Below are 26,894 nucleotides of genomic sequence, written 5' to 3' on the forward strand. Positions count from 1 at the left end.
TCACATCGACCAGTGCGTGGGTTTCCGGTCCCAGCGATGGGCGCGCAGCGCGTCGATCAGCTCCGGCGGTAACGGCGCGGACCCGGAGACCCCCAGGTTCGACCGCACGTGCTCGGGACGGCGCATCCCCGGGATCACCGCGGAGACGGCGGGGTGGTGCAGGATGAACCGCAGCGCCAGTTCCGGCATGGTCATACCGTCGGGGATCAGGCCCCGGAGCGCGTCGACCCGATCGATCGTGGGCGGCAGGTTCTCCGGTCCGAAGTAGACGGCCCGCCAGTCCTCGGGCGGGAAAGTGGTGCCTGCGTTCAGGTTCCCGGTGAGCGATCCTTCGTCGAACGGTACCCGCGCGATGATCGCGATGTCCTCTTCGAGCGCGCGGGGGAAGAGTTCGTCTTCGGGGGCCTGGTCGAAGATGTTGTAGATGACCTGGATCGCGTCGACCAGGCCGGTGTCGAGGGCGGCGAAACAGTTCGTCGGCTCCCAGCGGTTGACGCTGATGCCGAAACCGTCGATCAGGCCTTCGTCCTTGAGCCGCGTGACGACCCGCTGCCAGCCGGGTTCGGTGGCCCAGCGGTCCTCCCAGACGTGGAACTGCAGGAGATCGATCTTGTCGACGCCGAGGTTGTCCAGGCTGCGACGGGTGTATTCGAGGACGTGGTCGACGGGGAAGACGTCTTCGAGGGTGTCCTGCGGGCGCGGCGGCCATTCGCGATTCAGCGGCGGGACCTTGGTCGCCAGCCGCATCTCGGCGCCGGGACGGCGGCGGCGCAGTTCGCCGAGCAGGCTCTCGGACTTGCCACGCCCGTAGACCCAGGCGGTGTCGAAGAAGGTGCAGCCCAGTTCGACGGCGAGGTCGAGGGCGTCCGGCGCGATGTCGTAGTTCCAGCCGGTGAACCCGCCGGGACCGCCGCCGATTCCCCACATGCCGTAGCCGACTTCGCCGACCTTCCAGCCGAGCCGTCCCATGGTGCGCTGCCGCATCCGCGTCTCATTCCTCTCAAGCACTGGCGGGTTCCTTCGGCCGGGTGGCGGAAGTGGTGAACAGCGCCGGGTTGTCCTGCAACAGGTTCTCGAGCACCTCGCGGACGGCGTTCTCGTCGGAGGCGCGTCCGGCGGCGCGGTGCTCGACGATCGCCAGCAGCAGACCCAGCTCGACGTCACCGGCCGCCGCCGCGGTCCGCAGACCGGCGAGGAAACGCAGGCAGGACACCCGATCCGCGCCCACGGGCAGCTCGTCGAACCGCACGCTGCCCTCGCGATAGACGTGGAGGGCGCGTCCCAGCACCGTCGGGTCCTGGACGGCTTCGACGACGATCCGCGCCACCGTGTCGACCGGGCTGTAGTCCGACCGGATCGCCGCCGCGGGCACCGTTCCGAGCCGGTCGAAGGCGGTGAGCAGCAGGTGGGTCAGCGCCGCCGGATTGGGGACGGCGACGTCCGTCGCGGGCATGACCTCGCCGAGGCGCAGCACCGTCACCGGGAGGTCGACGGCGGCGTCGACGAGCCGCTCACCCGCCCATTTGGACAGGCTGTACCCGCTCGACGGCGGGGCCACGGAGGTGATGTCGACGTCCTCGTCGACCGGCCGGCCAAGGCTCAGGGCGTGGTCGTACAGCACGCCGAGCGTCGAGACGTAGTGCAGCGGGATGCCGCCCGCGGCGCGCGCGAAGCGGATCACCTCCGCCGTGCCGAGCACGTTCGGCTCGCGGTGCATGCGGTAGTCGTAGAGCAGGTTGACCAGGGCACCGGCGTGGACGACCAGGTCGCACTCTTCGGCGAGGGATCGCCACCGGGGAGCGGTCAGCCCGAAACCGGGCCTCGCGAGGTCACCGGCGACGACGGCGATCCGCGTGGCGTGGCCGTCGTGTTCCAGCCGTTGCGCGTCGAGCGCGGTCAGAAGACGTTGCCGTGCGTGGGAATCGTCGCGGCCGCGGACGAGACAGCGCACCGTCAGATCGGTGCTCACGAGCAGTTCGTGCAGCAGCCGGGCACCCACGAACCCCGTCGCACCGGTCAGCAGGACCGTGCGCGGCGGCCGGTCCCGCTTGTCGCGCAAGGGTGTTCGCGCCGTGCTGAGGCTGGCGAGGTCGGCGGCGACCAGATCCGACGCCGCCGGAACGCGGTCGCGTCGCGCGATCAGGTCACGCAGACCGGCCGCCGTGGGATGGCCGGCGAGGTCGCGCACCCCGACGTCCACTCCGAACCGGTCGCTCAGTTCGACCACGGCCGCGACGGCCTGCAGCGAGTTGCCACCGGCGGCGAAGAAGTCGTCATCGGCGGAGAAACCGGGGTACCGCAACACGGTGCGCAGGACGGTGAGCACGGGATCGGCGCCGGTGTCGGAGGCTGGAGCCGCGGGCCGCTCCGCCAGGGTCGCCAGTCGTCGACGATCGATCTTGCCCGCCGCGGTCAAGGGCATCTCGTCGACGACCACTCCGCGCCGCGGCAGGCTGCCTCGGGGCAGCTTGCCCCGGAGGTGGGAGAGTACCGCCCGGGAGCTCGCCGTCCCGGTGATCACGAGTACGAGTTCACGGTCCACGACGAGCGCCGCCGCTTGCAGCACTCCGTCGCAGGTCAAAGCGGCCGTCTCGATCTCGCCGGGCTCGATCCGCATCCCGTCGATCTTGAGCTGATGGTCGATGCGCCCGCCGAAGTGGAACCGGCCCCCGGCGTCGACGTGTCCGAGGTCGCCGGTGCGGTACATGGGGCCGGACCTCGGGGAACTGAAGAAACGTTCGGCGGTGCGGCCTGGTTCGCCGTGGTAGCCGATGCCGACGCACGCGCCGCCGATGACGATCTCGCCGGTGGCGCCAGGGGGTAGCGGCCGTCCGTCGACGTCGACGACGATGGCGACGCAGTTGTCGATCGGCCGCCCCAGCGGCACGACGTCTCCGTCGTGGGCCTCGACCTCGTGGAAGATCATGCCGATGGAGGCTTCGGACGGGCCGTAGGCGTTGCTGATCCGCAGTCCTGGCAGGAGTTCCCGCAGGCGGTGGACGTCGAGTGGGTTGATCTGCTCGCCGCCGACCACGAGGTGGCGCAGGGAACGCAGCCTGCCGACGGTGGACGGCCGCTGTCGCAGCAGGGTCAGCAGCGCGCTCAGGACCGCGGGCACGAAGTCCGTGACGGTCACCTCGTGGGCTTCGATGAGGTCGATCGTGTGCTGCAGGTCGTGATGGTCACCGGCGGCGGGCACCACCGTCGCGCCGCCGGTGGTCAGCGGCCAGAAGAGCTGCCAGAACGCGGAATCGAACGTGTGCCGGGTGTTCTGCAGGACCACTTCGCGGACGGCGGGCGGGCCGAACCAGCGGTCCATGAACACCAGCCGGTTCGTCAGGCCCCGGTGCAGGTTCACCGCGCACAGGGGTGTCCCGGTCGTGCCGGAGGTGTACACGCCGTAGACGACGTCGTCCGGTCCCGGGCCGGGCAGGTCATCGAGTTCTTCGGCTTCGGCGAGGTCGACGGGGATCGCCTGATCGCGGTGGGCGGCGGGTACTGCCGTCACGTCGGCGCACAGCACCACGGGAGCGTCGAGCAGATCGAGGACCTGCGCGATCCGGTCCGCGGGCCAGTGGGGATCGACGGGCACGTAGCCGATCCCGGCGATCATCGCCGCCGCCCAGGACACCGGCAGCGCCAGGCCGTCCGCGACGAGCACGGGGATCAAAGCCCCGTTTTCCCTTGTCACCGCACGGATCCGGGTGGCCAGCGCGTCGGCGTGACGGAGGAACCGTTCGTAGGTCAGCGTTCCGTCGGCGGCGTACACCGCCACGGTGTCCGGCGTGGCCCGGGCGACCGAGCGGATCCGCTCCGGGACACCGAGAGAGGGACCGTGGTCGACCTCGATCCCGGCGAGCGGGCCGAGCACCGCCGCTTTCGTGGCCGCGGAGAGCCCGTCGGCCTGGCCGAGGTCCACCGCCGGATCGGTCAGCACCGCGCCCAGCAGTTCGGCGTGCATCTCCGCGACGGCCGGAGCGGCGCGCTCCCAGAGATCGCCCGGCGGGCAGCGAAGTTCGACGGACAGGAGGCCGGGGGAGCCGATCCACGCGTGCGCGACGGGTCCGGCGGAGCCGTCGGAAACGTTGTAGGCGTGGACGGCGACGCCCGTGCGGCCGAAGGTCGTGGAAAACAGGGAGAGGTCCCGGTCCAGTCGCCGGGCCACTTCGGCCAGTGCCTTGGCGGCCGCGTCCGTCAACGGGACCCCGGGTCTGAGCGGAGCGTGACGGCGGTGGCTGCCCCATCCGAGGGTCATGTCACCCAACCAAGTGATCTTAGGAATCCGTTACGCGGACAGGAGACAACGCTTGCCCGAACTCGATCTGAACGATGATCGCGATGCCTGTAAGGTCACCCATTCGTTGGTCGAAGATGCAAACTTGTGGATCTCAGCGCGCGGACGAGCGCGGCGAAGGCCGCCGAGAAGTCCGGTGTCCGGATAGTGGCCTTGGAATCGATGGCGAGCGCTTTCGCCTGCGAACGGTTCCTGTGCGAGGTGTGGCGGACCGGTCCGGACCATCCGCCGATCGCCGCGGACGTCGTCAAGGCGATGGCCGACGCCGGGAGTTACGTGGCGGGCGCGTTCGACGAGGATCGGCTTCTCGGCGCCTGTATCGGTTTGTGGGGGCCACCCGGGCGCCCCGGGATGCACAGTCACCTCGCGGGCGTCCACTCCGAGGCCCGCGGCCGCGACATCGGCTTCGCCCTCAAACTGGATCAGCGGGCGCACGTCCTCGAGAGCGGTGCCGACCGGATCAGCTGGACCTTCGATCCGCTCGTCGCCCGCAACGCGCACTTCAACCTGCGCAAACTCGGTGGCACGGCGGACGAGTACCTGACCGACTACTACGGGCCGCTGTCCGACGGGCTGAACAACGACGACGAATCGGATCGCCTCATGCTGCGGTGGGATCTGCGCGGGGAGCGGGCCAGAGCCGCCTGCGACGAGGACGCCCAATTCGACTCCGGCGGGCCGGTTCCGCGGGTATTGCTGGACATCGAGGACGATCGCCCGGTTCCCCGGTCGACGAGAGGAGGAACGGTCCTGATCGCCATCCCGCCGGACATCGAGCTTCTCCGCGCCCAGAGGCCGTCGCTCGCGCGGGACTGGCGGCTGGCGGTCCGCGACACCCTGGGCGCGCTGCTGGCGGATGGCGCCCGGCTGACCGGCTTCGACCGAGGCGCGTGCGGCTACGTTCTCAACCGAAATGAGGGACGATGAGGATCGAACGCGTCGCACTCCGGCGCATCGCCCTGCCGCTGGTCAGTCCGTTCCGTACATCCCTGGGCATCGAGTACGAACGTGTCGCGCTTCTGGTGCAGGTGACCACACCGGACGGCGACGGCTGGGGAGAATGCGTCGCCGGAGCCGATGCCAGCTACTCCTCCGAGTACGTCGAGGGGGCCGAAGACGTCCTTATGCGACATCTGGTGCCGCCGCTGCTGGCCGCCGGAAACGTGACCGCGCAGACCGTCGCGCCGCTCCTCGCCGGGGTCAAAGGCCATCGGATGGCGAAGGCCGCGCTGGAGATGGCGGTCATGGACGCCGAACTCCGCGGCCATGGCCTGTCTTTCGCGGCCGGTCTGGGCGCCACCGCCACCAGCGTCCCGAGTGGCGTTTCGGTGGGGATCATGGACTCGGTGCCGGAACTGACCGACGCCGTCGCGGGTTACCTGGCGCAGGGGTACCGGCGGATCAAGCTCAAAATCGAACCCGGCTGGGACGTCGCACCGGTGCGGGCGGTCCGCGAGCGGTTCGGTGACGAGCTGCTTCTGCAGGTCGACGCGAACGCCGCCTACACCCGCGCAGACGTCCGCCACCTCGCCCGCCTCGACGACTTCGAGCTGCTGTTGATCGAGCAACCGCTCGACGAGGAGGACCTGCTCGGTCACGCGGCCCTCGCACGGAGCCTTCGTACCCCGATCTGCCTCGACGAATCCGTGGTGTCGGCCCGTTCCGCCGCCGACGCCATCGCGCTGGGCGCCTGCCGGATCGTCAACGTCAAACCCGGCCGCGTCGGCGGTTACCTCGAGGCACGCCGCATCCACGACGTCTGCGCCGCCGCCGGTGTCCCGGTGTGGTGCGGCGGAATGCTCGAAACCGGGCTGGGCCGGGCGGGTAACCTCGCGCTCGCCGCGCTGCCGAACTTCACCCTTCCCGGCGACGTCTCCGCCTCGGACCGGTACTACGAAACCGACATTACCGAACCGTTCGTCCTGCGGGACGGGAACCTGACCGTCCCGGCGGGGCCCGGTCTCGGCGTCGCGCCGATCCCGGACGTGCTGGACGAGGTCACGACGTCGGTGCGGGAACTCGGCCGAGGATGACCACCTCGGCGATCTTCGGCGCCGCGCCTCCCGGCGTCCAGAGGAGCCGGACGCGATCGGTCACGACATCCTGGGCGGGCAGTTCCGTGTAACCGCCCGCCATTCTGCCGATCGTCCGCCAGCCGCCCACCGCGTCCGCGACCTGGACGTCGGCACCCGCCCCGGCTTCCGCGGCCAGGACGACGACCTTGCCCACCTGCTTCGGTGCGGCGGCCGCGACGACGAGCGCGTCGCCGGGCACCGGCGCCGATGCCGCCGTGTACACCGAATCCGCGTTGTTGTCCGCGGCCGCGGCGAGGTTCGGCCCGGCCGGGGTCCCGGTCACGGTGTACTTCGGACTGTCCGGTGTGGACACCGTGAACTCCCGGACCACGACCCAGAAGGGTTGTGTGCCGGCTATCCGCACGCGCACGAACCGAGCCTGGGCGCCCTCGGGTAAGTCCGCCGAGATCACGGGCTCGGTGACCGTCTTCACCGCCGTCCACTGCTTGCCGTCGGCGGAGTATTCGAGGACACCGTTGTGGACGAAGTCGTCCGGGCTGGTCGGCTTTCCCATCGTGATGTCCACATGGGACACCCGCTGCACGGTGCCGAGGTCGACGCCGATGGTGTCGCCCACGCCGGGTGCCCAGTCGCTCCAGTAGTAGGTCTCGGGGTCGCCGTCGACCATCCGGGCGGGCACGTTGTCGGTGTAGGTCCCCAGTGACGTCGTCGGCTGCGGCCGGACCCCCGGCAGGCCGAACCAGCGGTCGGCCGTGGCCAGCGCGCTGTTGAGGAACGGTACGCAGACGTCCGTGCAGGTGCTCGGGTTGCGCGGCCCTCGGGCGGTCGGGACGCGGATGTCCTGCGCCTTCTTGAGCGCGGCGACGAGTTCCCCGCGTTCGGCCCACGCCTTCGCGCCGTCACCGTCGTACTGTGCCAGCAGCATTTTCACCGCGTGCCCGCCCGCTTGGCCGTAGAGGCCGACCTGGTCGAGCCACGGTCCGACTTCGGCGAGGAACTTCGGATTCGACGCCATGCCGCGCCGCAGGTCGTCGGGATCGGCGGCCATCGACGTGAGATAGCGATCCAGTTTCGCGGCGGCGTCCCAGGGATCCTTCTTCTCCAGCGCGGACCAGAACGCGGCGAGCAACGGGCGCAGCACTGGAGAATCGAGGTCCGGCTTCCCGGTGTCGAGCCGGACGAGCAGACTCGAATAGTTGTTCTCCGCGAACACCTTCAACGCCGGCGCGGACGGACCGGCGAGGTCGGCGATGGCGGCGAGCCACGACTTGTCGGGGTCGTACGCCTCCGGGTTCCACAGGAAGTCACCCGAGGTGAATTCGGCGATCTTGGACGCCTCGGCCTGCACCATCGGATTCGCGGTGATCCCCGAGAGGAACTTCGCGACCCCGGGCTCACGGCCGATGTACGGGCCGAGCAGCAGCCGTTCGGTGATGTAGTCGTTGACCGGGTAGTTGTCCCAGATGAGGATGTCGTGCCCGAAGACCTCTTTCGCCTGCCGGGCCTGCTTCTCGGTGATCTGCCCGGCGATCACGCCGACACCGGTCCATTCGACGATCACCGCCTTGTCGAGCTGGGTGCGCAGCGCGGTTTTGTACGGCGAGTCGGCGAGGTCGTAGTACTCGGTCGGGACGGTCTGCAACCGCTCGACGCCGGGATGGGTGGCGATGAAGTCCTGCTGCACCCGATTGAGCAGGAACGACTGCGCGGCACCCGCCGCCGCGCCGCCGGTGCCGAACCTCGCGGCGTCGGCGTCGCAGTTCCAGCGGGTGTAGGAGATGTCGTCGAGCGGGATCGCGAACGACCGCACCCCGATGTCCCACAGGGACTGGAATTTCGTGACCAGCGCGGCCTTGTCGGTGTCCGAGGAGTAGCACACCGAAAGACCGGGGGAGAGGGCGTAGGTGAATTCGACGTGGTTCGCGGTGGCGCGGGCCACCAGCTGCGACAGCACCGCGAGCTGCTCGGGCGGGTACTGGTCGCGCCAGCGGGCTCGCAGGAACGGATCGTCCTTGGGGGAGTAGACGTAGATGTTCTGCTTGGTGCGGCCGTAGAAGTCCAGCTGCGCCAGCCTGTCGGCGTGTGACCACGGTGCCCCGTAGAAGCCTTCGATCACCCCGCGCAGCGGCGCCGCAGGCCAGTCGCGCATGCTGAAGGCGCGGCTCTTGCCGGAAGCGAAAAGTTGCCGGAACGACTGCGCGGCGTAGAACGTGCCCGAAGTATCCACACCGGACAGGGCGATCACGCCACGGTCGGCGGCGAGGACGTAGCCCCCGCGGGACAGGCCGTCCGGGCCCTGGACACGGAGCGCGGCGAGCGCGAGGGCGGTCGCCCGGCTTTCGGTGGGGCCACCGACGAAGACGACGAGCCCGCCGTCGCTGCGCTCCCGGTCGACGGCGGCTCGGTCGTCGTCGGTGAGCTTGACGATGGTGCCCGCACCCGCGGAGCGGAGCACCTGGTCCACGACGTCGAGCGCGGACGGATCGGTGTCCCGGCCGACGACCTCGACGACGGTGCGCGGGATGGTCACCTGCCCGGGTCGCGGCGTCGTCTGCTGGGGTGTCGGCCACACCTTCGCGAGAGGCGGGGAGTCGGCCGCCGCTGTCGCCGGTGCGGGGACAGCGACCGCCACCGCGGTCGCGAGCAGCGTCACCGGAATGAGTTGGAGTACCCAACGGAATGACATCGGCTTGCCCCCAAAGCGTCGGTTGACGACGTTCTGTGAGACAGCAAACACCCGATGTGATTACCTGGGTAGAGCGGTATGGGTGATTTTCCGACAGTGGGCGCGCGTGGTGAGGTCTCGTGAGTGGTAAGGACGGTTAGAGCGGACCGGTATTTGCCTACCTACGCGTGACCAGGGTGAAGGTGGGGTGCGGTAGTCGGTGGGTCGCTCCGTTCTCGGAGCTTGATGACACCGGAATCTCACCGCGGCGGGTTCGTGTGTGGAGGATTTGGGACGTTCACCGTCCTGAATCCTCCACGCTCGGTTCACGCGGCCACCACGGGCTGGCGGCTCACGCGTGTGCCGGGGGTTGACGATGAAGGAATTGGGACGTTGAGTGTCCTGATTCCTTCATCGTCGAGGGGGGTCGATCAAGCACCCAGACCCGTGACCTCGCGGACGGCAGCCGAGTGGGGAAGATTTGAGACGTTCAGCGTCCCAAATCTTCCCCACTCACCCAGGATCCAGTGGGTAGGCAAATACGGGTCCACCAGAACCGTCCCTACCACTCACGAGGCGCTCGCTACGCCCCGTCGGCCAGCGCGGCCGCGGTCTGCGTGAGATGCCGGGTCAGCGCGTCCTCCGCCGCGTCGGCGTCGCGGGCCAGCGTCAGTTCCTCCAGCAGGCGGTGTTCGGCGTGATGGTCCCGGCCGGGCGCGCGGTGCGCCGCCCAGCGGCGAGCCAGTTCGCTCGCGGTCCACATCCGGTCGAAGGTCTCCATCAGGACGGGGTTTCCGCAGCCCTCCAGCAGGGTGCGGTGGAAGACGCGGTGCGCTTCGGACCACGCGCCGCTGATGTACTCGCCCTCTTCCGGCGCGAACGGCGGCGTGCGGCTCAGCCGGTGATGGGCGGCCCGGACGCGGGCCTCCCAATCGAGGTCGCCCCGTTCGATGGAGAGGCGCAGCACGAGCGGTTCGATGGTCCGGCGGGCCTCGGTGATCTCCTGCCAGCGGCGATCGGAGAAGGCCGGCACGGCGAAGCCACGGTTGGGCAGCCTGTCGGCGAGGCCGTCGCCGACCACGCGCACGAGGGCCTCGCGGACGACGGCGAGGCTCACGCCCTGTTCCTTGGCGAGGTCCTGCGGTTTCAGCGCGGCGCCGGGGGCGTGGTCGCCGCGCATGATCGCGTCCCGCAGGCGGGTGTACACCTGCTCGGAGAGCATCTGCTTGTCCGGCGACGGCGAAGCTGGGGGCATCGCCGAAGTATAGACGAACCGGTAGATAATCGATTATCTGTGTTATGGTCGATTCATGACCACCGTCAATGACCCCTTCGCCCGCCTGTCCGAGGCGGCTTCCTTCGTCGTCACCAGTACCTCTGTCGCCGACGGTGCTTCCTGGTCGCCCGATCAATGGGCCGGGAAAGACGTTTCACCGCAGCTGAGCTGGAGCGGTGCCCCGCTGGGCACCAAGAGCTACGCCGTCACCGTCTACGACCCCGACGCTCCCACCGGCTCCGGTTTCTGGCACTGGGCGGTCGCCGACATCCCCGCCACCGTCACCGAGTTGCCCGAAGGCGCCGGCGACGACAGCGGATCGGGGCTGCCCGAAGGTGCCTTCCAGGTGCTCAATGACGCCCGTGTCGCCCGCTTCCTCGGCGCCGCTCCGCCAGCCGGGCACGGCGTGCACCGCTACTTCGTCGTGGTGCACGCCCTCGATGTCGAAACGCTCGGCGTCCCGGCCGACGCCACGCCTGCCTTCCTCGGCTTCACGATGACCTCGCACGTTCTCGGCCGCGCGGTCCTGATCGCCACGGCGGAAACGCCGGGTGCCGAGCGCGTCGAGGTTTCCCGGCTGATCCCCGCGTCCGCGGACGCGATCTTCGCGGTCCTGAGCGACCCGAAGGGCCACGTGGACATCGACGCCTCGGGAATGCTTCTCGACGCGGAAGGGGAGCGCGTCGAGAAGGCGGGTGACCGGTTCCGGGTCCACATGGACCGGGAAGCGCTCGGGGACGTGCCGCTCGGCAAGTACGACGTCGAGGTCGTCATCACCAAGCTCAACCCGGACGAGGAGATCGCCTGGACGGTGGAGGGCCGGATCCGGCCGCATGCCCGCCACATCTACGGCTACCGGCTGGAGCCCGCCGAGGGCGGCACTCTCGTGACGTCGTACTACGACTGGTCGGAAGTCGACGAGGAGTGGAAGGAGCGCCTCACCTTCCCCGTCGTCCCCGAGTCCGCGCTCAAGGCCACCCTCGGGATTCTCGAGCGGACTGTCCGGCGACGAAGCTGATTTCCCCCACGCGAGGACGCTGAACGCGACAGAATGTCGTCCGTGCGAACCCTTTGCGTTGCGGCTGCCCTTGTCCTGCTCGGTCTCACCGGGTGTCAGGCCGACGTTTCCGGCCGTCCCGAGCCCGATGGTGACGGATTCGTGGTCAAAGACGGATCCCGGTTGCGGTTCCGGCCGGTCGTGGCCGAGCTCTCGCCGGGCCCGGCGACCGGCTCGGCGACGAACCGGCAGAGCACGGATCCTGCCGAGCAGCAGGCCGCCGCGGCGGCGCTGGACTGTGCGAAGGGGCTGGACCCCTTGGACGGCCGCGACGATCCGGCGCTTCCCCTGGTCAGCTGCGACCGCGTTCAGGGCACGAAGTACCTGCTCGGTCCGGCGTTCCTCACCGGAGCCGACCTCAGCCGGACGAACGCGCAAGTCGATCCCCGATCGTCGGTCTCGATCATCCAGCTCAGCTTCACCACCGCGGGCGCGCGGACGTGGGCCGACTGGACCGCCGCGAACGTCGGCAAACAGGTCGCGATGGTGCTCAAGAGCCGCGTTCTGACCGCGCCGATGATCCAGTCCGCCATCACCGGCGGGGAAACGCAGATCTCCGGGAAGTTCACCCTGCCCGAGGCCCGGGAGCTGGCGCGCGACATCGCCGGCGGCTGACCCCGGCGACCGCCCGGAATACGATCGGCGAGACCGACGTTTGAGCGTTCAACTACTTTGAGGAGTTGGACAATGGGTTACGAGATCCTGGGCACCCGGCAAGCGCCGTCCTTCGGCCTGGACACCTTCGGGGACGTCGAGAACGGCGTGGACGGCCAGCCGGTGAGCCAGGCGGAGGCCATCCGCCAGGTCGTGGCCGAGGGTGTGCTCGCCGACCAGGTGGGGGTGGACTACTTCGGCGTCGGCGAACACCACCGCGCGGAGATGGCGGTGTCCTCGCCGGACGTCGTGCTGGCCGCGATCGCGGGCCGGACCGAACGGATCCGGCTCGGCACCGCGGTCACGGTGCTCAGCTCGGACGACCCGGTGCGGGTGTACGAGCGGTTCGCCACGCTGGACGCCGTTTCCCGGGGACGCGCGGAGGTCACGCTCGGCCGGGGCTCCTTCACCGAGTCGTTCCCCCTGTTCGGCTATTCGCTGGAGGACTACGAAGCGCTGTTCGCCGAGAAGCTCGACCTGTTCACGCATCTGCAAGGCGAGAAACCGGTCGACTGGACCGGGACGGTCCGCCCCGCGCTGGAGGGCGCGCAGGCCTTTCCCGTCACCGAATCGGGCAGTCTGCCCGCCTGGGTCGGAGTCGGTGGCACGCCGCAGTCGGTGGTCCGCGCGGCCGCGTACGGCCTGCCGCTGGTGATGGCGGTGATCGGCGGCTCGCCCGAGCGGTTCGCGCCGCTGGCCGACCTGTACCGGCGTGCCTTGAAGGAGGCGGGCCACCAGGAGCTGCCGATCTCCATGCACAGCCCGGGACACGTCGCCGAGACCGACGAACTCGCGGTGGCCCAGCACTTCCCGCATCACCAGGCCGCCTACGCCAAGATCGGCGCCGAACGGGGCTGGGGCCCGATGTCCCGTGCCGACTACGACGCGATGGCCGGACCGCACGGCGCGTTGTTCGTCGGATCCGTGGAGACCGTCGCGCAGAAGATCGCCTGGGCCGTGCGGACCCTCGGGCTGTCGCGGTTCCAGCTCAAGTACGGGGCGGGCGCGCTTCCGCACGAGCACCGGATGGACTCGATCCGCCTTTACGGCGAGCAGGTCGTTCCCCGGGTGAAGCAGTTGCTCGGCTAACCTCGGATCCCTCGGCGGCGGGGCTCGCCGCCGGCCCGGGCTAGGGCGTGTTTCATAAGCCATGTTCGCGGACTTCGCGCCCAGGTGGCCCCTGGCGGCACGGGCGGATGCGGCCGAGTACGACCCGGTACGAGGCCGATCCGCCCGCACCGTCAGGAACCACCTGGATCACGAAGCCCATCGAACAGACTTATGAAACACGCCCTAGTGGTGGTGCGTCAGCTCGGCGGCTTCACGGTGGAAGCCGGCGATCATCGCTTCGGTGCTCGGCGGGTTGAAGGGCTGCCCGAGCGTGCGCATGAGTGAGTTCACGCTGGGGCGGTACATCCCGGTCTTGCAGTACCGGGAGCCTTCGAAAGCGCCGACCGTGCCGCCGTCGGGGGAGGGCTTGCCGAGCCAGGTGTGCCACTTGGCGCGACGGTCCCGCATCTGCGTCGCCGTCAGCGCGGACGCGTTGGGCTCCCGGGGTTCGCGGGTTTCGCAGGTGCCGTAGTCGTATTCGTCGGCCAGCCCGCCGATGGAGTGCCCGAGTTCGTGGGCGACGATCTGGCTGGCCTGGAGGTTGCCGCCCGAGGAAGTCGCGACGCCGCCGCCCGCGCCACCGTATTTGGTGGTGTTCGCCAGCATGATGACCTGATCGACGTCCGGCGCGGCCGCGGCGTACTGGTTCGCCTTGGTTTCGTTGACGCACAACAGCCGTTCGATGCCGCCGCACCAGAAGTAGGAGCCCAGCGCGGTGTTCTTCCGCACTCCTTGGGTCGGGTCGTTGGTGACCCCGGACTGGGCGGACACCACGTCGACCTGCCAGAGGTTGAACTGTTTGCGGTAGCTCTTGTACGGCTCGATGGCGAACAGCGCCGAGATGCTGGAGCGCACGTGCTGCGAGTACGTGCCCAGCTGCGTCGAGGTGTAGCCGTCGCCGACGAAGACCAGGTCGAAGGTGGTCTCGCTGGGGCCGTTGGTTTCGATCGGCGTCACCGCTGCGGCGTTCGCGATGCGCTGCGGCGCGGCGGTTCTGTCCGAAGCCGGCCGGCTGACGTCGACCCGGGTGATGGATCCGCCGGGTTCGAAGGCCTCCATCGACGTCGTGAATCGGGGAGCCGCCGACGCCGTCGCGGGAACGAGGCCGGTGACGAGGGTGGCGGTCAGCGCGAACATGAGACATGCGCGTCGCATGCGTACTCCTTGCGGGGAGGGGAGGGAGTAGGAAAAACGATCCCGACTTTCGACGGCTTCCGGCACATCCCAAGTGGCCATAAGGTCCGCGTGATGGATGTCGAGTTACGTCATCTGCGGGTGGTGTGCGCCGTCGCGGACGCCGGCAGCATCACGCGCGCGGCGATCGGCATCGGGAGCAGTCAGCCCGCGCTGACCGCCGCCCTGCAACGGATCGAGCGCGCGTTCGGCGGAACGTTGTTCGTCCGCAGCCGGGACGGGGTCTTCCCGACGGCGTTCGGCGAATGCGTCCTCGTGCGCGCGCGGGCCGTCCTCACCGCGGCGGACACGATGCACCAGGACGCGGCGCGCTGGCTGGCGGACGAAGAGGAACGTCCTGTCGCGCTGGGTGGGATCGGCGGTTCGATGGTCGTCGAGCTGGCGGACCGGCTCGGTGATCCCGGCCGGGCGCAAGCGGTTTCGGTGACCACCGAGTTCTCGCCCTTGCGGCTGCTGGATCTCGTGGCGGGCGGGCAGCTCGACGCCGCGGTCGTCGCCGACTATCCCGGTCACGCCCTGCCCGCGGCGCCGGGGGTGGCGCTGCGGCCGCTCGCCGCGCAACCGGTGTTCGTGGCGATCGCCGCGGACCATCCGGCCGCCCGCGGCGCCGAGATCGATCTCGCCGACCTCGCCGGGGAACGCTGGGTGCTCGGACCGTCCGACGGCGCCGGCTGGCCGGAATGCTTCGAGGAAGCCTGTGCGCTCGTGGGATTCCGGCCGCAGGTCGCGCACCGGAGTACGGAACTCCGGCCGCTGCAACGGTTGATCGCGGCGGGGCGGGCGATTTCGCCGTGCCAGGTCACCTTCCCCGCCACACCCGGGATCGCGATCCGCTCGCTCGCGGGGGATCCGCTGTGGATGCGGTACCTGATCGCCTGGAACACCGCGGGAGCCTTCGGCGGGATCAGCGACGTCTTGATCGCCGCGGCCGAGGCCGCCTACCGGTCCGACACCGACAGCAGCCACACCTACCGGCACTGGCTCGCCCGCCGCGGCGAACCCGTAACCGGACGGCGTGCCATCGGGTGACACCTGGTCGGGGAATTCCCCTTGTCGGGCGGTGGGTCCTAGCCTCGGATCAGCTCATCGACGAAGGGTAAGAAATTGCGTCTGCGCGCCCTGCTGGCCGCTGCTGTCCTGACCATCACCACCGCTCCGGCCGCGCTCGCCGCGCCGGACATCGCCCACGGCACGGACGTCCCACCAGGACAATTCGGGTTCGTCGCGAAGATCGCGATGACGAAGATCCCCCGGCCGGACGGTTCGACCTACAGCAGCTACTGCACGGGCGCGCTGATCGCGCCCGGCTGGATCATCACCACCGGGCATTGCTTTCACGACGCGAACCGCAAACGTGTCTCGGGCAAGGTGCCGTATCCGACGACGGTGACGTTGGGCCTGGTCGACGAAGCGACCGAGTCAGGCGTGGCCCGCAAGGCGACCGAGGTGCTGCAGGCGAAGGAAAACGACGTCGCCCTCATCAAACTGGACACCCCGGTGAGCACGGTGGTCCCGCTGACGGTGAACCGTGTGCTCCCGAAGGTCGGCCAGCAGTTGACGCTGGCGGGCTGGGGGAGCCTGACCGCCACGAACCCCGCTCCGGCGACGCGCATGCAGCAGGGAACCGTCCAGGTGGCGACGGTGGCCCCGACGACGGTGGGCGTCCGCGGCGCGGCCCCGGCGATCACGACCAGTGCCTGCACGTACGACTCGGGCGCCCCGTACTTCGTCCCGGGAGGCAAGAGCGGTTCTTTGGTTTCGATGGAAGCCACCGGACCGAACTGCCCGCACGCCGGGATCGAGACGACCTCCCGCGCGGACGTCATCGCGGACTGGATCGCCACCCATACGGCGTAGCGGATCGTTTCGGCCGCCGGCGGAACGGGTAGCCGCGTGATCAGGAGGTATTGCGATGACGAGTGCTCGAATGACCGCGCCGCCGGCGCCGCCGAACCCGATGCCGCCGGACCCGGGTGTGCCCGATCCCGGTATTCCCGAGCCGGTGCCGGACCCGGGTAAGCCCGAGCCGCTCCCGGACCCCGGGGTCCCCGAGCCGCTTCCCGAGCCGGGGCCTGAACCTCAGCCGGGAACGGCCGGGCTCACAGGCTGAACGCGAGCCAGAGCGCCAGCCAGGCGCAGGCCGCGACCGCGACGACGACGGCGAAAACCCGCAGGCCCGCGGTGGCGATCCGGAGCGACGCCGTGTCGTTGTGCTGTCGGTGGTTCCCCATGATGCCGCCCTCCTTTCAAGATCACCTTCCGCTTTCCCGGCGCTCGTCGCAGCGGGAGCGGTGTACCCGGGTGACCCCATCCGGGTGAGGGCGACCCGCGTTTAGTCCTCTTGTTGCGGTGGTTGGCGACACGAACGACCGCAACTAGAGGACTGAACGCGGGGATCAGAGCCAGCGGTTGTGGGCGGCGAAGACCCCGAGTTGGAACCGGCTGGAGACACCGGCGCGGTCCATCAGGGTTTCGAGATAGCGGAACAGCGTGCGCCTGCTGACGCCGAGTTCGGCGGCGATCTCGTCGTCCTTGCGTCCGGCGGCGAGCAGGATCAGCAGTTCTCGTTCGATCGGCCGGATCGGCTGCTCGGTCGCCTCACCGGTCTGGTCGAGGGGGAGTGCCGCGGCCCAGGAGGTTTCGAACAGCCCCTCCAACGCGGAGAAGAGACTGCAGGGCCGCACGATGACGATCGACTGGTTCCGGTCGGCTTCACGGATGGTCAGCGCGATGGTGGCCGCCCGGTCGTCGAACAGCGTGAGCTTCACCGGGAGTTCGGGCAACAGCCGTGCCTGCTCACCGGCCCGCAGGCACGGAAGGATGTTCCCGGTGAGATAGCCGGGGTCGCCCAAGGACGCTCCACTGTAGACACAACGGTAGGAGATCCCGCGCCGCAACTGGTCTTCTTCGAGGAGATTCCGGCGGCCGCCGGTGAAATAGGGCGGGGAATCGAGACGGCGCACCTGCTGCCGCACCATGGTCGCGAGATGTTGCAAGCGGGGAACGATGGCGTCGCCGGTGACCACTTCGAGCAGATCCTGCGCGTGCGGCATCCCCGTATGCGCCCGCCGGAAGGCCCGGTACGCGGTCTGGACCGCGAGCCGCGCGTCGTGCAGCTCGGCCTGCCGTCGCGTGGTCAGCGCGGCCAGCGCCTCACCGGGGTTCGCGGGGAGGAACTCGGTCCCGTCCACTCCGGACGACACCGCGAGGCCGGCGTCGGCCAGCTCCTTCAGTGCCAGATGGACGGTCTCCGCGTCGCCGTCCCGCCAGAACAGTTCCTCGGCGGTCACCGGCGCGCTTTCGAGCATCCGGCGGTAGATCCGGGCGGCGGGCTCGCCGAGGCCCAGCCTGGTCAGCTGCGCGCCGAGCCCGTCCGGGGGAGTCACCGATGCCACTCTGCACCTGCCTCTCAGCGGTCCGGGAGCGGTGGCGCCACCGCTCCCGGACCGGTTCACCCGAGCTAGACGCCCGACGTGTCGCGGATCCAGGTGCGGTTCGACGCGATGCTGGTGTGCGTCGAGCTGTCCACCTTGTTGCCCGCGATGTGCACGCCGACCTGCTTGCCACCGACGAAGACCGGTCCGCCCGAGTCGCCGCCGTTGGTCAGCCCGTTGCCCCGGCGGGCCTTGATCAGTCCATTCCCGACACTGGTCACCTTCATCTGGGCGACCTTGAGGTAGCGCTGCAGATCGCCGTCTTCGTTGTAACCCCAACCATAAACGTATTCGGTGTCTCCGGTGGCGACGGAAGTGCCGAGGGAAGAGTACGTCGTGCTGACCGAGCGGTCGAGCTTGAGCAGGGCGATGTCGGCACCACTGGAGGGCGTGTGGATGGCGGTCACGACGGCATAGGTCCCGGCCCGGTGATCGACGTCGCCGACGCGGACCGAGTACTCGGCACCGGGTTCGTCGATGCAGTGCTGGGCGGTGAGTACCCAGCGGGCGCTGATGATCGAACCGGAGCACCACTGCTCGCCGTTCTGCTCGATCATGGCCGCCCAAGGGCCGGACTGGGCGTATCCGCCGTCGATGATGGGGGCCGCGCCGGCGGCGGGCGTGACCGTCGTGAGCCCGGCCGCGCACAGCAGTGCGGTGAGGAGAACTCGGATGCGCATGGGTGCCTTCCACTACAGGGAACTACAGAAAGAAATGGGGAAATCGACAGGGGCGCCCATTGCCGGCCGTGGCGGGATCGCCAGGGGTCACCCGGCCGGATCCGATGCCGGTTTTCCCATGCTAGGCAGGCGGATACGGCCGTTGATAGCGACTAAAGACGGGAGAAGGCCGCGGTGGACGGCGTCGATCCCGGTCTGTCGGCACGACAGTGCCGATGGCACCGATGTGTCACGGGCCGACCGGCCTCGGACGTCATGAAAGGGGCTTTCCTGACGAAATTCGTCAGGAAAGCCCCTTTCATGACACTCCCGAGAGGGAGCGGCGACCAGGCGGCTAAGAGCGGGTCTTCCGCTTCCTCGGCGGCGCGGGGTCGAGCAGCTCTTCGGCGATGAGGATCGCCCGTTCCGACAGCGTGACGGACAACCGCTCCACCGAATCGCCGATCCGGCCCGCTTCCCGGCGTACGCCCTCGCCCACAGGCGCGCTGTGCCGATCGGCGAGACCAGCGAGCCTGCTCCCGGAGACCAGGACCAGATCGGCGAGCTGCTCGCCCAGTTCCGTCAGCCGGTTCGCCGTCCTACCCGCCCGGCGGGCCACCAGGTCTTCGGTCTCTCGTCGCAGCTCCCGGACCGCGGACCTCGACTCGATTGTCGTCCCGGTGAGTGCGGACCTCAGGGTTTTTGTCACGTCCATCAGGAATCGACCTCCACGCGGCTTGCCTGCATTTGAGTGTACGCCCGTACTCCCGATTTACGGAGTATGAAGTTCCGATTTCCCTTGTTTCACAAGAAAACAAGAAGAGTCAGTGCACGGGTATGAGCTGACTGGCGCGTGGCCTCGCCCGGCGATCGCCCACAGTATGGCCGAGAGGTGCGCCAGACGTCTGCGTCTACGCAAGCAGTCGCAAAATTTCTGAAACATGTCAACTTCTTGCATTTTGTCTCCGGGTTGTTGCATGCTCGTAACGCTCTGGCTCCCTCCCCGCTGTCTCAAAGAAGAGAAGACGCCATGACACGTATGCGCCTGTCCCGGCTCATCGCCGGTTGCCTGGCCACGGGGCTTTCCGTCGCCGGACTCTCCCTCGCTTCCGCCGCGAGCGGTCCACCCCCGGATCCCGCCGCCCCACCCGGACCGGCCGCGCTCGCCGAGGTTCCGTTGACCCGCACGGTGTCGGCGAGCAGCGCGCTGCCCGGCTATCCCGTCGCGAACGCCGTCGACGGAAACCAGGACAGCTACTGGGAATCCGCCAACAACGCGTTCCCGCAGTGGATACAGGCCGACCTCGGGGCCGCGAAGACCCTCTCGCGGATCGCGCTGAAACTGCCGTCGGGCTGGGAGGCCCGCACCCAGACGCTGACCGTGCGCGGAAGCACCGACGGCACGGCGTTCACCGACCTCGCCGCGCCCGCCGGCTACGCGTTCACCCCCGGCGCGAACACGGTCACCATCCCGCTGGCCACGTCGGCCCGCTACGTGCGGCTGCAGGTCACGGCGAACACGCGCTGGCCCGCCGCGCAGCTTTCGGAGTTCGAGCTGTACGGGCCGGACACCGGCGACACCCAGGCGCCGAGCGCGCCCGCGAACCTCGCGCTGACCGAACCCGCCTCCGGTCAGATCCGGCTGACCTGGTCGGCCTCGGCCGACAACGTCGGGGTCACCGGCTACACCGTCTACCGCGACGGCACACCGGTCACCACGATCACCGGCACCACGTTCACCGAGGCCCGGCCCGCGGGGACGAGGGTCGAGTACTTCGTACGGGCCAAGGACGCGGCGGGCAACGAATCCGGCGACAGCAACCACGTCGTGCGCTCCGGGACGAGCGCGGGCGCGAACCTGGCGGCGGGCAAGCCGATCGAGGCCACGTCGGTGGCCCACTCGTTCATCGCCGCCAACGCCAACGACAACAACACCGTCACCTACTGGGAATCCGCCGCGGGCCACCCGAATTCCCTGACGGTGAAACTCGGGACCGACGCGGACGTCGACTCGGTCGTGGTGAAACTCGACCCGGCCGCGATCTGGAGCGCGCGGACGCAGACCTTCGAGATCCTCGGCCGCGAGCAGGGGGCCACCGCGTTCACGTCGCTGTCGGCGCGGGCGGATCATCGCTTCGATCCGGCGGCCAACCAGAACTCGGTGACCATTCCGGTCAGCGGCCGCGCGTCGGACGTGCGCCTGCAGTTCTTCGCCAACTCCGGCGCTCCCGGTGGTCAGGCCGCGGAGTTCCAGGTGATCGGCACCCCGGCGCCGAACCCCGATCTCGTCGTCACCGGCATGAGCTGGACGCCGTCGAACCCGACGGAGACCAGCCAGCTCGCCGTCTCGGCGACGGTGAAGAACGCGGGCACCGCGAACGCGGCCGCGACCAGCGTGAACGTCAGCCTCGGCGGCACCGTCGTCGGCGACGCGGCCGTCGGGGCGCTCGCCGCCGGAGCGTCCACCACGGTGATCGTGAACGCGGGAACACGGCCGCAGGGCACGTACACCGTGGCCGCCACCGTCGATCCCGCGGGCACGGTGCCCGAGCAGAACGAAACCAACAACACCCACACCTCCCCGACGCCGCTGGTGATCGCGCAGTCGCCGGGGCCCGACCTGGAGGTCACCGGTATCACGTCGAACCCGCCCAATCCGGCGGCCGGTGCGGCGGTGTCGTTCACCGTCGCGGTGCACAACCGCGGCACGAGTGACGCGGGCGCCTCGGTGACCCGGCTGGCCGTCGGCGGCACCACGCTGACCGGCGCCACCGGCGTGATCACGGCGGGTGCCACCGCGAACGTCGCGATCTCGGGCACGTGGACCGCGGCCAACGGCGGGGCGACCCTCACCGCGACAGCCGACGCGAACGGCACGGTCACTGAGACCAACGAGTCCAACAACGGGCTGTCGCGGCCGATCGTGGTGGGCCGCGGCGCGGCGGTGCCGTACGCCGAGTACGAGGCGGAAACCGCGCAGTACCAAGGACAGTTGCTGGAGGCCGACCCGTTGCGGACGTTCGGGCACACGAACTTCGCGACCGAGTCCTCCGGCCGCAAGTCCGTGCGGCTGGCGAACCAGGGCCAGTACGTGGAGTTCACGTCGGCGAACCAGGCGAACTCGATCGTCGTGCGCAACTCCATCCCCGACGCCCCGGGCGGCGGCGGACAGGACGCGACGATCAGCCTGTACGTCAACGGCACCTTCGCGCAGAAGCTGACGCTGTCGTCGAAGCACAGCTGGCTCTACGGCAGCACCGACGATCCCGAGGGCCTGACGAACACCCCGCAGGCCAACGCGCGACGGTTGTTCGACGAGTCGCACGCGCTGCTGTCGCAGTCGTACCCGCCGGGCACGAAGTTCAAGCTGCAGCGCGACAGCGGGGACAACGCGGCGTTCTACATCGTCGACCTCATCGACCTCGAGCAGGTCGCGCCCGCCTCGGAGAAGCCGGGGAACTGCACGTCGATCACGGAGTACGGCGCGGTGCCGAACGACGGGAACGACGACTCGGCCGCGATCCAGCGCGCGGTCACCGACGACCAGAACGGTGTGATCGGCTGCGTCTGGATCCCGGCGGGGCAGTGGAGGCAGGAGAAGAAGATCCTGACTGACGACCCGAACGTGCCCAACGGCGGCGGCCAGTACAACCAGATCGGCATCTCCAACGTGACGATCCGCGGCGCCGGTATGTGGCATTCGCAGCTGTACTCGCTGATCGAGCCGCAGAACGCGGGCGGCATCAACCACCCGCACGAAGGCAACTTCGGCTTCGACATCGACAAGAACACCCAGATCTCCGACATCGCCATCTTCGGCTCCGGCCGGATCCGCGGCGGGGACGGCAACGCCGAGGGCGGAGTCGGTCTCAACGGCCGGTTCGGCACCGGCACGAAGATCTCGAACGTGTGGATCGAGCACGCGAACGTCGGGGTGTGGGTCGGCCGGGACTACAGCAACCTGCCGTCACTCTGGGGTCCGGGCGACGGCCTGGAGTTCAGTGGCATGCGCGTCCGGAACACCTACGCGGACGGGATCAACTTCACCAACGGCACCCGGAACTCGAAGGTGTTCAACTCGTCGTTCCGCACCACCGGTGACGACTCGCTGGCGGTGTGGGCGAACCAGTACGTGAAGGACACGTCACAGGACATCGCGCACGACAACGTCTTCGCCAACAACACGATCCAGCTTCCGTGGCGCGCCAACGGGATCGCGATCTACGGTGGATACGGCAACAAGATCGAGAACAACATCGTCCTCGACACGATGAACTATCCGGGCATCATGCTGGCGACGGATCACGATCCGCTGCCGTTCTCAGGGCAGACCCTCATCGCGAACAACGCTCTGTACCGCTGTGGCGGGGTGTTCTGGGGCGAGCAGCAGGAGTTCGGGGCGATCACGTTCTTCGCGCAGGGCAAGGACATTCCCGGCGTGGTCCTGCGGGACACCGAGATCCACGACTCGACCTACGACGGTGTCCAGTTCAAGACCGGCGGCGGCGTCGTGACCGCGTCCGTCACGAACGTCAAGATCGACAAGTCGAACAACGGGGCCGGCATCCTCGCGATGAGCGGCGCCCGCGGCAGCGCGACGCTGACGAACGTGACGATCACGAATTCGGCGACGGGCGACGTCGTCCGCGAGCCGGGCTCGCAGTTCGTGATCAACGGCGGACCGGTGCCCGCGGTGGTCTCGTCGGGCCGTCGCGGCACGAAGTAGCCCCGGACGGGGCCGGGGTGGGCGACCACTCCGGCCCCGTTCAGTTCCGCGGGCTCAAACCCGCCACCGCCAGCCGGAACAGCCGATCCGCCCGTGCGGCCGGATCGGGATGGTGCTCGGTGGCCAGGACGATGCCGACGATGACGGCGATCAGGTCTCCGACAGTGACCTCCGGTGCCACCACTCCGTCCCGCGCGGCCCTCAGCAGGAGCGGTTCACCCGCGTTTTCCAGCGCCGACGAGCAGGAGTTTTCGTGCACCGGGCCGTCATAGGCGAGGGCGGCCGCCAGTCCGCGGGCGGAGACGCAGTAGGCGACGACCTCCTCGAGCCACTTCATGAGCGAGGCCCTGCTGTCGCCCTTGCCGGTCAGTTCGGCGGCGCGGGCGCACAGTGCCTCGATCCGGTGCGCGGACACCGCCTCCAGCAGGGCGCGGCGAGTGGGGAAGTGGCGGCGGACCGTCGCCGAACCGACGTTCGCGGTGCGGGCGATCTGTTCCAGGGAGGCCCCGGCGCCGTGTGTGGCGACCTCCTCCTCGGCGACGGCGAGGATGCGCGTGTAATTGCGCCGCGCGTCGGCGCGCTGTCCGTCGGACATGCCTTCACCTCGTTGGTTGCGTAAGTGGCGGGCCCCGCCATATCGTAGCGGACGATAAGTGGCGGGCCCCGCCACTTACGTTCGCGAAGGAGCCACCATGTCCGCAGAACCCGTTCTGGTCACCGGTGCCACCGGCAGGCAGGGTGGCGCGACCGCCCGTGTCTTGCTCGCGGCGGGTGTCCCCGTTCGTGCCCTGGTGCGCGACCCGGCCAGGGCCAGGTCCATCGAAGCGCTCGGCGCCGAGCTCGTTGTCGGCGATCTTCACGACTTCGATTCCGTGGTCCGGGCGGCCAAGGGTGCTCGCGCCGTGTTCTCCGTGCAGATGCCCGGCATGAGCGCGGAAGGCTTCGACTTCGCCGGGGAAGTGACCCAGGGCGTCAACCTCGTCGAGGCCGCGAAAGCCGCCGGAGTGCGGCAGTTCGTGCACACCTCCGTTTCCGGTGCGGGACAGCACGTCGAGGCTCCCGGCTGGGCCGAGGGCCGCTGGGTGTCGATGGAGCCCACGCTCGGTGCCAAGGCCGCGATCCAGGACCGGGTCCGGGCGGCGGGTTTTCCGCGGTGGACCTTGCTCAAGCCGGGGTTCTTCATGGAGAACTTCCTGCCATCCATGAAGTTCCTGTTCCCGCGAGGCATCGATGGCGGTCTGGTGAGTGTCCTCAAGCCGGAGACCCGCCTCTCGCTGGCGGCGGTGGACGACATCGGCACCGCGGCCACGGCGGCCATCGCCGAGCCGGAGCGTTTCGACCGCGTCGAACTGGAGTTGGCGAGCGACTTCCTGTCGCTGCGGGAAATCGCCGAGATCCTCTCCCGGGCTTCCGGTACGCGACTGTCCGCGCCGGACATGACGGTGGAGCAGGCGCTCGCCGCCGGAATGCCGCCGATGGGCGCTTCGCACGAGTGGCTGAACGTCGTCGGGCAGCCGGGGCGCCCGGAATACGCGAAGGAACTGGGGCTTCCGCTCACCGGCTTCGACGAGTGGACGCGGAAATACCTGCGTCCCGACGCCTGACCTGTGTGATCGTCGGGGGCATGTCCATCGAGCCTCTTCTGCATCACCTCGACCGCGAGAATCCCGGCGACGTCATCGGGGCGTATCTCTACGGTTCCGCCGTGGCCGGCGGACTCCGGCCGGACAGCGACGTCGATCTGCTGCTGGTCACTCGCAGGTCGCTCACCGGTCCGGAACGGGCGGGTCTGGTCTCGCTGCTGTTGGGTGTCTCGGGCTGGCGGGGTCACGCCGCACGCTTTCCCGAAGCCGCGGACCGCCGTCCGATCGAGCTGACCGTTCTGGTGGCGGGCGACCGGTTTCGTCGCGATTTCCAGTACGGCGAGTGGCTCCGCGAAGACTTCGTGGCCGGTCATCTTCCGGAACCCGCCAAGGATCCCGACGTCGTGATCCTCGTTGCCACCGCTCATGCGGCACATCGAGTCCTGCGAGGTCCGGCACTCACCGAAGTGCTCGAACCCGTTCCGGGCGACTTGCTGCGGCAGGCTGTCCGCGCCGTCGTCCCCGGCCTGATCGAGGAGATCGACGGCGACGAACGCAACGTCCTGCTCACCCTCGCCCGTGTTCTCGTGACCGTGGAAACCGGCGAGGTCGTTTCCAAGGAAGCCGCGGCGGCCGCTGTCGCGCCGACGCTCGACGGCGTGGATCGCGAGTTGCTGGAGCTCGCGCGGGCGGGCTACCTGGGCCTCGTCCAGGACGACTGGACCGCGTTGAGAACGGAAGCGGCCTCGCTCGCACGCCTTCTCGCGAAGGGCATTTGACAAAGCGGAACGGCGCTCCGTATGTTTGCGGAACACCGTTCCGCTTAGTCTTCCGTTTAAGGACCAGTCATGAGCTTTTCGACCACCGCACCCGTCCTGTCGGTCAGCCCGGTGGTGCTGCCCGCTCCGGATCGCGCCGTGGATCTGCAGGTCAAGGTCTCCGTGCCGGTGACAGGAGACGAACTGCCGATCATCCTGCTGTCGCACGGCCAGGGGCACTCGAACCATCTGTCGTCACTGAACGGCTATGCCCCGCTCGTGAATTTCTGGGCGGCACACGGGTTCGCCGTCCTCCAGCCCACTCATCTCAGCTCCAGGACGCTGAACCTGGACTCCGGCCACCCCGAAGCGCCGCTGTACTACCGGTCTCGTGCCGAGGACATGATCCGCATCCTCGACCGGCTCGACGAGATCGAGGCGGCCGTGCCGCACCTTCGCGGACGCCTGGACCGGGGCAAGATCGCCGTGGCCGGGCATTCGATGGGCGGCCACACCGCGAGCCTGCTACTGGGCGCGCGATACACCGAGCCCCGCGACGGAACGGAGGTGAACCTGGCCGATCCCCGGGTTTCCGCCGGAATTCTGCTCGCCGCGCCCGGACGTGGCGGCGACGCCGTCACCGGGTTCGTGGCGGAGAACTACTCGTTCTTCCTGAGTACGGACTTCTCCGCGATGACGACCCCCGCGCTCGTGGTCGCCGGTGACAAGGACGCGTCCGCCCACCTGACCGTGCGCGGTCCGGAATGGCACATCGATCCGTACTTTCTTTCGCCGGGCCGCAAGACCTTGCTCACCCTCTTCGGCGCGGAACACGGGCTCGGCGGGATCTCCGGTTACGACGTCGCCGAGACGACCGACGAGAACCCGGAACGAGTGGCCGCGGTGCAAAGGCTCACGTGGGCTTACCTTCACAGCGAGTTCCATCCCGGCGATTCCGCTTGGCGGGACGCGTCCGCCGAGTTGACCGGCGGCCCCGACGCGGTCGGGCGAGTCGACGTCAAATATTGAGGGGTAAGTCAAATGTAGCGGGCTCGGTGGCGGGGGCAGGCTCCCCCGGAGATCTGAGGAGCCTTGACTGTCCTTAAGGGACGCATTCACAGTGTAGTTGCCCGGTTTGGGCGCTTTGTGTGCTTCGTGACGGCGGTCGTGAGTGACGAAGAGGGTTAGAACCCAATGCCACGTAGCTTAAGTTGATCTTGGGCAGACCTTGATCATCGCTGGTGATGATTGTCGCAGGTCACATGCTTGGTTGCCCTGACTGATGGGAGCCGACCAGTGCCAGACGTCCACTGTGGACACCTGTCGCTGCCGGATGTCCGATTTGCGACTGAATGGGCAATTCTATTAAGGGGTCGTGGGGGGGGGAGAGGGGTGGGAAAACCCTTCCCCCCCCCCAACCCCCCCTCCCACCCCCCCAAAACACCCAA

The 26,894-nt window shown here is 68.9% G+C and carries 22 protein-coding genes; 12 read left to right on the forward strand and 10 right to left on the reverse strand.

The genetic code is table 11. The annotated features are described in order from the left end of the window. Positions 1-1,008 carry an aldo/keto reductase gene (locus tag ACZ5IK_RS40200; RefSeq protein ID WP_465492494.1) on the reverse strand — a complete coding sequence of 336 codons (1,008 nt, stop codon included), beginning with the start codon at positions 1,006-1,008 and terminating at the stop codon, positions 1-3. Then, a complete protein-coding gene (locus ACZ5IK_RS40205) occupies positions 1,001-4,255 on the reverse strand; it encodes a non-ribosomal peptide synthetase (protein ID WP_465492495.1) in 3,255 nt (1,084 codons plus the stop codon). The genes ACZ5IK_RS40200 and ACZ5IK_RS40205 overlap by 8 nt, the downstream gene beginning before the upstream one ends. A gap of 126 nt (positions 4,256-4,381) precedes the next feature. On the opposite strand from ACZ5IK_RS40205, the gene ACZ5IK_RS40210 reads away from it, so the two are divergent. After that, positions 4,382-5,221 carry a hypothetical protein gene (locus tag ACZ5IK_RS40210; protein WP_465492496.1) on the forward strand — a complete coding sequence of 280 codons (840 nt, stop codon included), beginning with the start codon at positions 4,382-4,384 and terminating at the stop codon, positions 5,219-5,221. Beyond that, positions 5,218-6,327 (forward strand): o-succinylbenzoate synthase, encoded by a 1,110-nt coding sequence (gene menC, locus ACZ5IK_RS40215; protein ID WP_465492497.1) that lies wholly within the window; start codon positions 5,218-5,220, stop codon positions 6,325-6,327. The genes ACZ5IK_RS40210 and menC overlap by 4 nt, the downstream gene beginning before the upstream one ends. Here menC and ACZ5IK_RS40220 read toward each other — a convergent pair. Beyond that, on the reverse strand, positions 6,293-8,983 hold the full coding sequence (locus ACZ5IK_RS40220) for a beta-N-acetylglucosaminidase domain-containing protein (RefSeq protein ID WP_465492498.1): 2,691 nt from the start codon (positions 8,981-8,983) through the stop codon (positions 6,293-6,295). The genes menC and ACZ5IK_RS40220 overlap by 35 nt on opposite strands. A 595-nt stretch (positions 8,984-9,578) precedes the next feature. Further along, on the reverse strand, positions 9,579-10,217 hold the full coding sequence (locus tag ACZ5IK_RS40225) for a GntR family transcriptional regulator (RefSeq protein WP_465492514.1): 639 nt from the start codon (positions 10,215-10,217) through the stop codon (positions 9,579-9,581). A gap of 88 nt (positions 10,218-10,305) precedes the next feature. On the opposite strand from ACZ5IK_RS40225, the gene ACZ5IK_RS40230 reads away from it, so the two are divergent. The 3 genes from ACZ5IK_RS40230 (at position 10,306) to ACZ5IK_RS40240 (ending at position 13,071) form a co-directional block, all read left to right on the forward strand. Beyond that, a complete protein-coding gene (locus ACZ5IK_RS40230) occupies positions 10,306-11,289 on the forward strand; it encodes a YbhB/YbcL family Raf kinase inhibitor-like protein (RefSeq protein WP_465492499.1) in 984 nt (327 codons plus the stop codon). 33 nt (positions 11,290-11,322) lie between these two features. Continuing rightward, positions 11,323-11,943 (forward strand): SecDF P1 head subdomain-containing protein, encoded by a 621-nt coding sequence (locus ACZ5IK_RS40235; RefSeq protein WP_465492500.1) that lies wholly within the window; start codon positions 11,323-11,325, stop codon positions 11,941-11,943. Positions 11,944-12,015: 72 nt separating this feature from the next. Beyond that, the gene (locus ACZ5IK_RS40240) at positions 12,016-13,071 is read left to right on the forward strand and encodes an LLM class flavin-dependent oxidoreductase (protein WP_465492501.1); all 1,056 of its coding nucleotides are present in this window, start codon (positions 12,016-12,018) and stop codon (positions 13,069-13,071) included. A 204-nt stretch (positions 13,072-13,275) separates the two neighbouring features. On the opposite strand, the gene ACZ5IK_RS40245 is transcribed toward ACZ5IK_RS40240, so the two are convergent. Beyond that, complete coding sequence (locus ACZ5IK_RS40245) at positions 13,276-14,247, reverse strand: M64 family metallopeptidase (protein WP_465492502.1); 972 nt, start codon at positions 14,245-14,247, stop codon at positions 13,276-13,278. A 93-nt stretch (positions 14,248-14,340) separates the two neighbouring features. Here ACZ5IK_RS40245 and ACZ5IK_RS40250 point away from each other — a divergent pair, with 93 nt between their 5' ends. The 3 genes from ACZ5IK_RS40250 (at position 14,341) to ACZ5IK_RS40260 (ending at position 16,396) form a co-directional block, all read left to right on the forward strand. Further along, a complete protein-coding gene (locus ACZ5IK_RS40250; protein WP_465492503.1) occupies positions 14,341-15,315 on the forward strand; it encodes a LysR family transcriptional regulator in 975 nt (324 codons plus the stop codon). Between the two features lie 75 nt (positions 15,316-15,390). Next, positions 15,391-16,143, forward strand: a complete 753-nt coding sequence (locus tag ACZ5IK_RS40255; protein WP_465492504.1) for a S1 family peptidase — start codon at positions 15,391-15,393, stop codon at positions 16,141-16,143. A gap of 55 nt (positions 16,144-16,198) precedes the next feature. Continuing rightward, positions 16,199-16,396: a hypothetical protein gene (locus ACZ5IK_RS40260; protein WP_465492505.1), complete on the forward strand. Its 198-nt coding sequence runs from the start codon at positions 16,199-16,201 to the stop codon at positions 16,394-16,396. Here ACZ5IK_RS40260 and ACZ5IK_RS40265 read toward each other — a convergent pair. From ACZ5IK_RS40265 to ACZ5IK_RS40280, 4 genes are all read right to left on the reverse strand, one after another. Continuing rightward, the gene (locus ACZ5IK_RS40265; RefSeq protein ID WP_465492506.1) at positions 16,386-16,517 is read right to left on the reverse strand and encodes a hypothetical protein; all 132 of its coding nucleotides are present in this window, start codon (positions 16,515-16,517) and stop codon (positions 16,386-16,388) included. The two genes, ACZ5IK_RS40260 and ACZ5IK_RS40265, sit on opposite strands and share 11 nt — an antisense overlap. A gap of 165 nt (positions 16,518-16,682) precedes the next feature. After that, positions 16,683-17,672: a helix-turn-helix transcriptional regulator gene (locus ACZ5IK_RS40270; protein WP_465492507.1), complete on the reverse strand. Its 990-nt coding sequence runs from the start codon at positions 17,670-17,672 to the stop codon at positions 16,683-16,685. Between the two features lie 74 nt (positions 17,673-17,746). Next, positions 17,747-18,400: a S1 family peptidase gene (locus ACZ5IK_RS40275; protein ID WP_101608437.1), complete on the reverse strand. Its 654-nt coding sequence runs from the start codon at positions 18,398-18,400 to the stop codon at positions 17,747-17,749. Between the two features lie 334 nt (positions 18,401-18,734). Continuing rightward, on the reverse strand, positions 18,735-19,094 hold the full coding sequence (locus ACZ5IK_RS40280) for a hypothetical protein (RefSeq protein ID WP_465492508.1): 360 nt from the start codon (positions 19,092-19,094) through the stop codon (positions 18,735-18,737). 315 nt (positions 19,095-19,409) lie between these two features. On the opposite strand from ACZ5IK_RS40280, the gene ACZ5IK_RS40285 reads away from it, so the two are divergent. Next, complete coding sequence (locus ACZ5IK_RS40285; RefSeq protein ID WP_465492509.1) at positions 19,410-23,105, forward strand: CARDB domain-containing protein; 3,696 nt, start codon at positions 19,410-19,412, stop codon at positions 23,103-23,105. Between the two features lie 40 nt (positions 23,106-23,145). On the opposite strand, the gene ACZ5IK_RS40290 is transcribed toward ACZ5IK_RS40285, so the two are convergent. Further along, complete coding sequence (locus ACZ5IK_RS40290; RefSeq protein ID WP_465492510.1) at positions 23,146-23,700, reverse strand: TetR/AcrR family transcriptional regulator; 555 nt, start codon at positions 23,698-23,700, stop codon at positions 23,146-23,148. Between the two features lie 97 nt (positions 23,701-23,797). Between ACZ5IK_RS40290 and ACZ5IK_RS40295 the strand changes: the two genes are divergently transcribed. The 3 genes from ACZ5IK_RS40295 to ACZ5IK_RS40305 all read left to right on the forward strand — a co-directional run bounded on the left by ACZ5IK_RS40295 (position 23,798) and on the right by ACZ5IK_RS40305 (position 26,475). Continuing rightward, complete coding sequence (locus ACZ5IK_RS40295) at positions 23,798-24,709, forward strand: NmrA family NAD(P)-binding protein (RefSeq protein ID WP_465492511.1); 912 nt, start codon at positions 23,798-23,800, stop codon at positions 24,707-24,709. Between the two features lie 20 nt (positions 24,710-24,729). Beyond that, complete coding sequence (locus ACZ5IK_RS40300; RefSeq protein ID WP_465492512.1) at positions 24,730-25,467, forward strand: aminoglycoside adenylyltransferase domain-containing protein; 738 nt, start codon at positions 24,730-24,732, stop codon at positions 25,465-25,467. A 69-nt stretch (positions 25,468-25,536) separates the two neighbouring features. Beyond that, positions 25,537-26,475, forward strand: coding sequence for an alpha/beta hydrolase family protein (locus ACZ5IK_RS40305; RefSeq protein ID WP_465492513.1), 939 nt, complete (start codon positions 25,537-25,539; stop codon positions 26,473-26,475). Positions 26,476-26,894: the final 419 nt, after the last annotated feature.

It is taken from the genome of Amycolatopsis sp. NPDC031561 (assembly GCF_055580625.1).